The organism is Enterobacter asburiae, from assembly GCF_007035645.1.
Taxonomy (GTDB): domain Bacteria; phylum Pseudomonadota; class Gammaproteobacteria; order Enterobacterales; family Enterobacteriaceae; genus Enterobacter; species Enterobacter asburiae_B.
In genome coordinates this window covers 4,630,148-4,639,748 of sequence record NZ_AP019632.1, presented here as the reverse complement: position 1 = coordinate 4,639,748, position 9,601 = coordinate 4,630,148, and the positions used below count along the sequence as shown (strand labels likewise).

Annotated in this window: 10 protein-coding genes; 9 read left to right on the top strand and 1 reads right to left on the bottom strand. The window is 56.2% G+C overall.

What is annotated here, in order from left to right; translation table 11 throughout:
* Positions 1–496 precede the first annotated feature (496 nt).
* The 9 genes from rpmH (at position 497) to FOY96_RS22175 (ending at position 8,016) form a co-directional block, all read left to right on the top strand.
* Positions 497–637, top strand: a complete 141-nt coding sequence (rpmH, locus tag FOY96_RS22215) for a 50S ribosomal protein L34 (protein ID WP_000831330.1) — start codon at positions 497–499, stop codon at positions 635–637.
* A gap of 16 nt (positions 638–653) precedes the next feature.
* Complete coding sequence (gene rnpA, locus FOY96_RS22210; RefSeq protein WP_032640303.1) at positions 654–1,013, top strand: ribonuclease P protein component; 360 nt, start codon at positions 654–656, stop codon at positions 1,011–1,013.
* Complete coding sequence (yidD, locus tag FOY96_RS22205; protein WP_001307474.1) at positions 977–1,234, top strand: membrane protein insertion efficiency factor YidD; 258 nt, start codon at positions 977–979, stop codon at positions 1,232–1,234. The genes rnpA and yidD overlap by 37 nt, the downstream gene beginning before the upstream one ends.
* 2 nt (positions 1,235–1,236) lie before the next feature.
* The gene (gene yidC, locus FOY96_RS22200) at positions 1,237–2,880 is read left to right on the top strand and encodes a membrane protein insertase YidC (RefSeq protein WP_033144356.1); all 1,644 of its coding nucleotides are present in this window, start codon (positions 1,237–1,239) and stop codon (positions 2,878–2,880) included.
* Positions 2,881–2,952: 72 nt separating this feature from the next.
* Positions 2,953–4,317, top strand: a complete 1,365-nt coding sequence (mnmE, locus tag FOY96_RS22195) for a tRNA uridine-5-carboxymethylaminomethyl(34) synthesis GTPase MnmE (protein ID WP_023333930.1) — start codon at positions 2,953–2,955, stop codon at positions 4,315–4,317.
* Between the two features lie 111 nt (positions 4,318–4,428).
* Positions 4,429–5,604, top strand: coding sequence for an MFS transporter (locus tag FOY96_RS22190; protein ID WP_143347738.1), 1,176 nt, complete (start codon positions 4,429–4,431; stop codon positions 5,602–5,604).
* Positions 5,573–6,544: an HTH-type transcriptional regulator YidZ gene (gene yidZ, locus FOY96_RS22185; RefSeq protein ID WP_143347737.1), complete on the top strand. Its 972-nt coding sequence runs from the start codon at positions 5,573–5,575 to the stop codon at positions 6,542–6,544. The genes FOY96_RS22190 and yidZ overlap by 32 nt, the downstream gene beginning before the upstream one ends.
* A 122-nt stretch (positions 6,545–6,666) precedes the next feature.
* Complete coding sequence (locus FOY96_RS22180) at positions 6,667–7,413, top strand: 4'-phosphopantetheinyl transferase family protein (protein ID WP_143347736.1); 747 nt, start codon at positions 6,667–6,669, stop codon at positions 7,411–7,413.
* 36 nt (positions 7,414–7,449) lie between these two features.
* A complete protein-coding gene (locus tag FOY96_RS22175) occupies positions 7,450–8,016 on the top strand; it encodes an NADPH-dependent FMN reductase (protein WP_143347735.1) in 567 nt (188 codons plus the stop codon).
* Positions 8,017–8,108: 92 nt separating this feature from the next.
* On the opposite strand, the gene adeP is transcribed toward FOY96_RS22175, so the two are convergent.
* Positions 8,109–9,446, bottom strand: coding sequence for an adenine permease AdeP (adeP, locus tag FOY96_RS22170; RefSeq protein ID WP_023309797.1), 1,338 nt, complete (start codon positions 9,444–9,446; stop codon positions 8,109–8,111).
* Positions 9,447–9,601 lie beyond the last annotated feature (155 nt).

The following is a 9,601-nucleotide window of genomic DNA, read 5'->3' as shown; positions in this document are numbered from 1 at the left end:
GCGGTTATACCCGGCCAGGATCGCTGGATCCCGATCGGGACCGCGGATCATAGCCTAAACTGAGCCAGAGATCTTCTGTTTCTCACAGATTCTTCCCGATTTATCCACAGGAAGATCCGGAACCGGATAAGTGTAAACGATCCTGGCGCCAGTGCCCCACGATTTAGTCCGCATATTGGAAAAATTAATGAGCACAGACAATTTATTGCTTAAATGATCTAACGAAGATCCGGGACGATCCTTGCGCTTTGTTGGCGAGGCCGTATAATCCTCGACCCGGCGCGTGATGCTCATCTTCCTGCGTCGTCCGTTGCTCATTTTCCACGCGAAAACGTGCGGAAATACGCGGGAAATAAGGAAAGAGAATTGACTCCGGAGTGTACAATTATTACAATCCGGCCTCTTTAATCACCCACGCTGAGGCGTTAGTCGTTCGAAACTCGTTCGGGTATACGCAAAAGTCAGTGAATTTATTCAAGTTTAGGTAGAAATCGCCATGAAACGCACTTTTCAACCGTCTGTACTGAAGCGCAACCGTTCTCACGGCTTCCGTGCTCGTATGGCTACTAAAAATGGTCGTCAGGTTCTGGCACGTCGTCGTGCTAAAGGCCGCGCTCGTCTGACCGTTTCCAAGTAATAAAGCTAACCCCTGAGTGGTTAAGCTAGCATTTCCCAGGGAGTTACGTTTGTTAACTCCCGCTCATTTCACTTTCGTCTTCCAGCAGCCACTACGGGCTGGCACGCCGCAAATCACCATCCTCGGCCGCCAAAATTCGCTGGGGCATCCCCGCATCGGTCTCACAGTCGCCAAGAAAAATGTTAAGCGTGCGCATGAACGCAATCGGATTAAACGTCTGACGCGTGAAAGCTTCCGTTTACGTCAGCACGAACTGCCTTCAATGGATTTCGTGGTGGTGGCGAAGAAAGGGGTTGCCGACCTCGATAACCGTGCTCTCTCGGAAGCGTTGGAAAAATTATGGCGCCGCCACTGTCGCCTGGCTCACGGGTCCTGATAGCCCTCATTCGGGTCTATCAACGCCTGATTAGTCCGCTACTCGGGCCGCACTGCCGTTTCACACCAACATGCTCAAGCTACGGAATTGAGGCATTGCGCAGGTTTGGAGTGATAAAAGGCAGTTGGTTGACGGTGAAACGCGTATTAAAATGCCACCCTTTACACCCCGGTGGAGACGACCCCGTCCCCCCAGGACCCTTTGATACCAGAGAACACTAACGATGGATTCGCAACGCAATCTTCTTATCATCGCTTTGTTGTTCGTGTCTTTCATGATCTGGCAGGCATGGGAGCAGGATAAAAATCCTCAACCCCAGCAGCAGACCACGCAGACTACGACCACCGCAGCGGGTAGCGCCGCCGACCAGGGCGTACCGGCCAGTGGCCAGGGGAAACAGATTACGGTTAAGACCGATGTGCTTGAGCTGACAATCAACACCCGTGGTGGTGATGTTGAGCAGGCGCTGCTGTTGACCTACCCGAAAGAGCTGAAGTCTAACGAACCGTTCCAGTTACTGGAAACCACGCCTGAGTTTATCTACCAGGCGCAGAGCGGCCTGACCGGTCGTGATGGCCCGGATAACCCGGCTAACGGTGCGCGTCCACTGTATAACGTCGAGAGCGACACCTTTGTACTGGCTGATGGTCAGAACGAACTCGCGATCCCGATGACGTACACCGACGCCGCAGGCAACACCTTCACTAAAACCTTCACCCTGAAACGCGGTGAATATGCGGTGAACGTGGGCTACAGCGTACAGAACGCCAGTGCGAAACCGCTGGAACTGTCGACCTTTGGCCAGCTGAAGCAGTCCATCAATCTGCCGTCTCACCGTGACACCGGAAGCAGCAACTTTGCGCTGCATACCTTCCGTGGCGCGGCGTACTCCACGCCAGACGCGAAGTATGAGAAATACAAATTTGACACCATTGCCGATAACGAAAACCTGAACGTTAGTTCCAAAGGCGGTTGGGTTGCGATGCTGCAACAGTATTTCGCAACGGCCTGGATCCCAAACAACGACGGTACGAATAACTTCTATACCGCGAATCTGGGTAACGGTCTTGCAGCCATCGGCTACAAATCTCAGCCGGTTCTGGTTCAGCCGGGTCAAACCGGTAAGATGGCAAGCACCCTGTGGGTCGGCCCGGAAATTCAGGACAAAATGGCCGCTGTTGCGCCGCACCTGGATCTGACCGTTGATTACGGTTGGTTGTGGTTCATCTCTCAGCCGCTGTTTAAGCTGCTGAAGTTCATCCACAGCTTCCTGGGTAACTGGGGCTTCTCCATCATCGTTATCACCTTCATCGTTCGTGGCATCATGTACCCGCTGACTAAAGCGCAGTACACCTCCATGGCGAAGATGCGTATGCTGCAGCCGAAGATTGCGGCGATGCGTGAGCGTCTGGGCGATGACAAACAGCGTCAGAGCCAGGAAATGATGGCCCTGTATAAAGCAGAGAAAGTCAACCCACTGGGTGGTTGCTTCCCGCTGCTGATTCAGATGCCAATCTTCCTTGCGCTGTACTACATGCTGATGGGTTCCGTTGAGCTGCGCCATGCGCCGTTCGCACTGTGGATCCATGACCTGTCCGCACAGGACCCGTACTACATCCTGCCGATCCTGATGGGCGTGACGATGTTCTTCATCCAGAAGATGTCGCCGACCACCGTGACCGACCCGATGCAGCAGAAGATCATGACCTTTATGCCGGTCATCTTCACCGTGTTCTTCCTGTGGTTCCCGTCAGGTCTGGTGCTGTACTATATCGTCAGCAACCTGGTGACCATCATCCAGCAGCAGCTGATTTATCGTGGTCTGGAAAAACGTGGCCTGCATAGCCGCGAAAAGAAAAAGTCCTGATTCGGTAAGTTAACGCTAAAATAAGGGCGGTCGATTGACCGCCTTTTTTATTTGTATTGAACGAGACCAACCATGAGCCATAACGACACTATCGTCGCCCAGGCAACCCCACCGGGACGCGGTGGTGTAGGCATTCTGCGCATCTCCGGCCTGAAGGCGCGCGAGGTGGCCGAAGCGGTGCTGGGTAAACTGCCAAAGCCGCGCTACGCTGATTACCTGCCGTTTAAAGATACCGACGGCACGCCGCTGGACCAAGGCATTGCGCTGTGGTTCCCCGGCCCGAACTCCTTCACCGGCGAAGACGTGCTGGAGCTGCAGGGCCACGGCGGCCCGGTTATCCTCGACCTGCTGTTAAAACGTATCCTGACCCTGCCTGGCCTGCGCATTGCGAAACCGGGCGAGTTCTCCGAGCGTGCCTTCCTCAACGACAAGCTCGACCTGGCGCAGGCAGAAGCGATTGCAGACCTGATCGACGCCAGTTCTGAACAGGCGGCCCGCTCCGCTCTGAACTCGCTGCAGGGGGCATTCTCCGCCCGCGTAAATCACCTTGTGGAAGCACTTACTCACCTGCGGATCTACGTGGAAGCGGCTATCGACTTCCCGGATGAGGAGATCGACTTCCTCTCTGACGGTAAAATCGAAGCGCAGCTCAACCAGGTAATGAACGATCTCGACGCCGTGCGCGCCGAAGCGCGCCAGGGAAGCCTGCTGCGTGAAGGGATGAAGGTCGTTATCGCCGGACGTCCTAACGCCGGGAAATCGAGCCTGCTGAACGCCCTGGCGGGCCGTGAAGCGGCGATCGTCACCGACATTGCCGGCACCACCCGCGACGTGCTGCGCGAGCATATCCACATCGACGGGATGCCGCTGCATATTATCGACACAGCGGGCCTGCGCGATGCCAGCGACGAAGTTGAACGCATCGGTATCGAACGCGCCTGGCAGGAGATCGAACAGGCTGACCGCGTGCTGTTTATGGTGGACGGCACCACGACCGACGCCGTTGACCCGGCAGAGATCTGGCCGGACTTTATCGCCCGTCTGCCGGCGAAACTGCCGATCACCGTGGTGCGTAACAAAGCGGACGTGACCGGCGAAACGCTGGGCATCAGCGATGTGAATGGTCACTCACTGATTCGCCTGTCGGCGCGTACCGGTGAAGGCGTTGACGACCTGCGCAACCATCTCAAGCAGAGCATGGGCTTTGACACCAGCATGGAAGGCGGTTTCCTCGCGCGTCGTCGTCACCTGCAGGCGCTGGAAGAGGCGGCAAACCACCTTGTTCAGGGTAAAGCGCAGCTGATCGGCGCGTGGGCGGGCGAACTGCTGGCGGAAGAGCTGCGTCTGGCGCAGCAGAATCTGAGTGAGATCACCGGGGAGTTTACGTCGGACGATCTGCTGGGACGAATTTTCTCGAGCTTCTGTATCGGTAAGTAAGGCCCGATCACTGATGGTGATTTCCTCTTGGGAAATCACCATTGTCCAAATGGCAACTCGCCTAATCTCTTTTCACCCCCTATCCTGCATGCCTGCATCTATGGGGGGGTTATGGCGCGTTTTCTGTTTTGTAGTTTCGCATTAGTTCTGCTTTATCCGTCCGGCATTGATATGTATCTGGTGGGATTGCCGCACATCGCCCGCGATCTGGGCGCCAGCGAAGCGCAGCTGCATATCGCGTTTTCGGCCTACCTCGCGGGGATGGCATCGTCGATGGTCTTTGCCGGGAAGATTGCGGATAAGGCAGGCCGTCAGCCCGTCGCCATAACCGGCGCCATCATTTTTGCCCTGGCCTCTCTTCTCTGCTCACAGGCGCAAAACAGCACCTTGTTCCTGGCCGGACGGTTTATTCAGGGCATTGGAGCCGGTGGCTGCTACGTCGTCGCTTTTGCCATTTTGCGCGACACCTTAAGCGCCCAGCGTCGCGCTAAGGTGCTGTCGATGCTGAACGGCATTACCTGCATCATCCCGGTGCTGGCCCCGGTCGTGGGATATCTGATCATGCTGAAATTCCCGTGGCAGAGCCTGTTCTGGACCATGGCGGCGATGGGCGCGCTGGTGTTTGTCCTGTCCATCGCCGTGCTGAAAGAGACCCACCCGGGCTCGCAGAATACCAGTCATACCGCAGCCATTCACCCAGCCGAGAAGCTGCTTAACCGCTTTTTTCTCAGTCGTCTGGCCGTGACCACGTTAAGCGTGGCGGTGATCCTGACCTATGTAAACGTTTCCCCGGTTTTACTGATGGAAACCATGGGCTTCGATCGGGGTGAGTATTCAACGGTGATGGCATTAACCGCCATGGTCAGTATGGCAGTGTCGTTTTCTACCCCGTTTGCGCTAAATGTTTTTAGCCAGCGTACGTTGATGCTGACCTCACAGGTTTTATTCCTCACGGCAGGCGCGATCCTGGCAACCGCCAGCTCGCATGCGGTAATGCTGGCCGGCATTACCCTCATTTGCGCCGGGTTCTCGGTTGGCTTTGGCGTGGCGATGAGTCAGGCGCTTGGTCCCTTCTCGCTGCGGGCAGGCGTGGCAAGCTCGGTGCTGGGAATTGCGCAGGTCTGCGGCTCGTCGCTGTGGATTTGGCTGGCGGCGGTCATCGGGCTTAACGCGCTGAATATGCTGATCGGGGTTCTGATTGGCTGTAGCATACTGTGCATCACCTTACTTATGGTCATCCAGCCCGCGGCGCATTATGAAGAAGCCCATCAGCAGTCTCGATCTTAACCTGTTGCTGTGCCTGCAGCTTTTGCTGCAGGAGCGCAGCGTCACCAAAGCGGCGAAACGGATGAACGTGACGCCGTCTGCGGTGAGTAAATCGCTGGCCAAGCTGCGTGACTGGTTTGACGACCCGCTGTTTGTCAAAACGCCGTTGGGGCTGCTGCCGACCCCGCTGACGGTAAGCCTGGAGCAGGATCTGGCTGACTGGATGCAAATCGGCAACCAGATCCTCGATAAATTCCACCATGATTCCCCGGGCGGGCTAACGTTCGTGCTGGCCGCCGAAACGCCGTTGATGCTGATCCGCTTTAACGCCCTGCTGGAGCAGGTGAACCAGCGCTATCCGCAGGCTACGGTGAAGATGCGTCACTGGGATTACGACTCGCTGGACGCCATTACGCGTGGAGAGGTGGATCTGGGATTCACCGGACGCGAAACGCACCCGCGCTCGCGTGAATTGCTGAAGCTAATGCCGTGGTTCATCGACTATGAGATCCTGTTCAGCGACTGTCCGTGCGTGTATCTGCGTGAGGATCACCCCGCGCTACAGGATGAATGGAACCTCGAGACCTTCCTGCGCTACCCGCACATCAGCATCTTCTGGGAACGCAGCGACACCTGGGCACTGGACGAAGTGCTAAAGGAGATGGGTCGGGAGAGAAACATTGCCATGAGCGTGCCGGGCTTTGAGCAGTCGATGTTTATGGCGGCCCAGCCCGGCCATAACTATATCGCCACCGCTCCGCACTACTGCCATCACTACAATCAACTCCACCAGCGGAAGCTGATCGCGCTGCCCATTCCCATTGACGAAGCGCAGGCTGAAAAGCTTACCGTTCCCTTCACGCTGATCTGGCATAAACGGAACAGCCATAATCCGAAAATCCTCTGGCTGCGGGAAACCATCAAGGCGCTGTACGGTGCCAGCGATCCAATTTTTGCCTAAGAAAATGTAAAGTTCGGTCCTGAGGCTTCTCTTACTCCCATTTACTGATTAAAACAGGAGTCAAGTTAAGCGATAATCATGTAACCGTTTAACCGATTACGACCATTATCAAGGAGCGAAAAATGGCTACGCACTTTGCAAGAGGGATACTTACGGAAGGACGTCTCGTATCGGCAAGAATTTCTTCAGCCTGTCACAGTGAAGCACTCACTCTCCCGGAACACCGCAGAACGCGGTTTTTAGCTTCCCGGGCGCTTCTCGCAGAACTGCTGTTTATGCTGTACGGCACCAGCGAGCTGCCGGACATCATTACCCAACCCGAAGGTCGCCCGGTCTTTGCCGACCCGGATCTCCCTCGTTTTTCGATTGCCTACGCGGGCAATATCATTGGCGTCGCGCTGACCACCGAAGGGGATTGTGGGCTGGATATGGAACTTCAGCGCGCGACACGTAGCTTGCATGGCGGTAATGCGCATGAAGACTATCCGCTCTCCAGCAATGAGAGGCTGTGGGTACGCAACCAGAACGATCCTGTCGAAGCCCGAGCCCAGCTCATTACCCTGCGCCAGAGCATCCGCAAGCTCTGTGGATGCGCCTCAGACGACGCCAGCCTGCTGCAGCTGCTGCCAGGCTCCGGACGTCTGCGTGCCGCCCAGGCCACGCTGGTAGAGGCGCTCAGTGACGCAGAGGATGTGCTCATTTGGTCCATTGCGGTTACCCCCGCCATCGAACGCATGAAAATCTGGGAATTTGACAGCCAACAGGGATGGCGTAGCCTTCCTGATGTGCCCGAGCGCGCCAACGAGCCCGCCGCACGCCTGATGCGTTTAACCAGTTTACCGGCAGAAAAAGCATTCACCCTTAGCTGATCCAATCAGGGTCATCATGATGAAACAGGAGTAATCATGTCTGATACGTTGAAAGTAGTTACGTTACTGGGAAGCCTGCGCAAAGGTTCATTTAACGGGATGGTTGCCCGCACGCTGCCACAGCTGGCACCGGCAGGAATGGAAATTAGCGCCCTGCCGTCTATTGGCGATATTCCGCTGTATGACGCTGACCTACAGCAGGAAGAGGGTTTTCCGCAGAGCGTTGAGGCGCTGGCAGAGCAGATCCGCCAGGCCGACGGCGTGGTCATCGTCACGCCGGAGTATAACTATTCGGTTCCGGGTGGCCTGAAGAATGCCATCGACTGGCTGTCCCGCTTACCTGAGCAGCCGCTGGCAGGCAAACCGGTGCTGATCCAGACCAGCTCAATGGGCGCCATTGGCGGCGCGCGCTGCCAGTATCATCTGCGCCAGATCCTGGTGTTCCTGGATGCGATGGTCATGAACAAGCCGGAATTTATGGGTGGTGTGATTCAGAACAAAGTCGACCCGCAAACGGGTGAAGTGGTGGATCAGAGCACGCGCGATCATCTGTCTGGCCAGCTGACGGCGTTTGGGGATTATATTAAGCGGGTGAAGGCGTAAGCTTATTGCAGCCTGATGCCCTCACCCCGGCCCTCTCCCACGGGGAGAGGGAACAAACATTAAAGCCCTTTTCGAAGAAAAGGGCTTGCTGTTTATTTGGCGTCAATAAACACAATCTTCAGCACAAACAGCAGCGCCACAACGATGACGCACGGGCTGAGGTCGCGGAAGCGGCCGGTACCGATCTTCATTACGCAGTAAGAGATAAAGCCCAGCGCGATACCTTCGGTAATCGAGAAGCTGAACGGCATCATCACGGCGGTAATAAACGCCGGCACCGCTTCGGTTAAATCATCCCACTTCACGCGTGACAGGCTGGAGGTCATCAGCACACCCACATAGATCAGCGCGCCGGCTGCCGCATACGGAGGAACCATACCCGCCAGCGGAGAGAGGAAGATCACCAGCAGGAACAGAATACCCACAACCACCGCCGTCAGGCCGGTACGGCCGCCCACGGACACGCCGGAAGACGATTCAATGTACGCGGTAACGGACGAGGTTCCGATAAAAGCGCCGGTCACAGAGGAGACGCTGTCCACAAACAGCGCCTGCTTCATGCGCGGGAATTTCCCTTTCTCATCCGCCAGGCCCGCTTTGTCGGTCACGCCAATCAGCGTGCCGGAGGAGTCAAACAGGTTGACCAGCATGAAGGAGAAAATCACGCCCGCCAGGCCCAGGTTCAGGGAACCCGCCAGATCGACGTGACCAATCACGGTAGAAACGCTCGGTGGCGCGGAGACGATACCGTTATAGTGAACATCGCCCAGCATCCAGCCCAGCAGGGTGGTGACAACGATAGACACCAGCACCGCCGCGTGAATATTACGGGAAGCCAGGATCGCGATGATAAAGAAGCCCAGCACGCCCAGCAGCACGTTATGAGAGGTCAGGTGACCGATGCTCACCAGCGTATCCGGGTTCGCCACGATAACGCCGGCGTTTTTCAGCCCCATCATACCGATGAACAGACCGATACCGCTGGTGATGCCCACGCGCAGGCTCACGGGAATGTTCGCAATCATCCAGTAACGTACGCGGAAAATGGTCAGCAGCAGCAGGCCAACCGCGCCCCAGAAGATGGCGCCCATGCCAACCTGCCACGGCAGCCCCATCGCCTGAACAACCACGAACGCGAAGAACGCATTCAGGCCCATCGCCGGTGCCAGCGCAACCGGCAGGTTAGCGAATACACCCATCAGGATGCTGCCAAGGGCCGCGATCAGACAGGTTGTCACGAAGACGGCGCTGGTATCCATGCCAGCAACGCCCAGAATTTGAGGGTTCACAAAAACGATATAGACCATCGTCAGGAAGGTGGTGAAACCAGCGATCACTTCGGTGCGTGCCGTTGTGCCGTGCTCGCGCAGTTTAAAAACGCGCTCAAGCAGACCCTGACCAGATGTCTGGGTAGTGTGTTGTTGACTCATCATCAATTCCGAACAAGGAGGGAAAATTCGTCGCTATCCTATACCAAAATGCGACAATAGTGGCGGTTACGTGATACTTTTTTCATTGATTTTGCTTATACGGCAACGATTGCGTGCCGGCGAACTGCCGTACGTAAACGTTTAACTTGTTAAAA

Bases quoted from the DNA above. Each gene is read 5' to 3' on its own strand.
- rpmH (WP_000831330.1), top strand. From the start codon at position 497: ATGAAACGCACTTTTCAACCGTCTGTACTGAAGCGCAACCGTTCTCAC.
- yidD (WP_001307474.1), top strand. From the start codon at position 977: ATGGCGCCGCCACTGTCGCCTGGCTCACGGGTCCTGATAGCCCTCATT.
- yidC (WP_033144356.1), top strand. From the start codon at position 1,237: ATGGATTCGCAACGCAATCTTCTTATCATCGCTTTGTTGTTCGTGTCT.
- mnmE (WP_023333930.1), top strand. From the start codon at position 2,953: ATGAGCCATAACGACACTATCGTCGCCCAGGCAACCCCACCGGGACGC.
- FOY96_RS22190 (WP_143347738.1), top strand. From the start codon at position 4,429: ATGGCGCGTTTTCTGTTTTGTAGTTTCGCATTAGTTCTGCTTTATCCG.
- yidZ (WP_143347737.1), top strand. From the start codon at position 5,573: ATGAAGAAGCCCATCAGCAGTCTCGATCTTAACCTGTTGCTGTGCCTG.
- FOY96_RS22180 (WP_143347736.1), top strand. From the start codon at position 6,667: ATGGCTACGCACTTTGCAAGAGGGATACTTACGGAAGGACGTCTCGTA.
- FOY96_RS22175 (WP_143347735.1), top strand. From the start codon at position 7,450: ATGTCTGATACGTTGAAAGTAGTTACGTTACTGGGAAGCCTGCGCAAA.
- adeP (WP_023309797.1), bottom strand. From the start codon at position 9,446: ATGAGTCAACAACACACTACCCAGACATCTGGTCAGGGTCTGCTTGAG.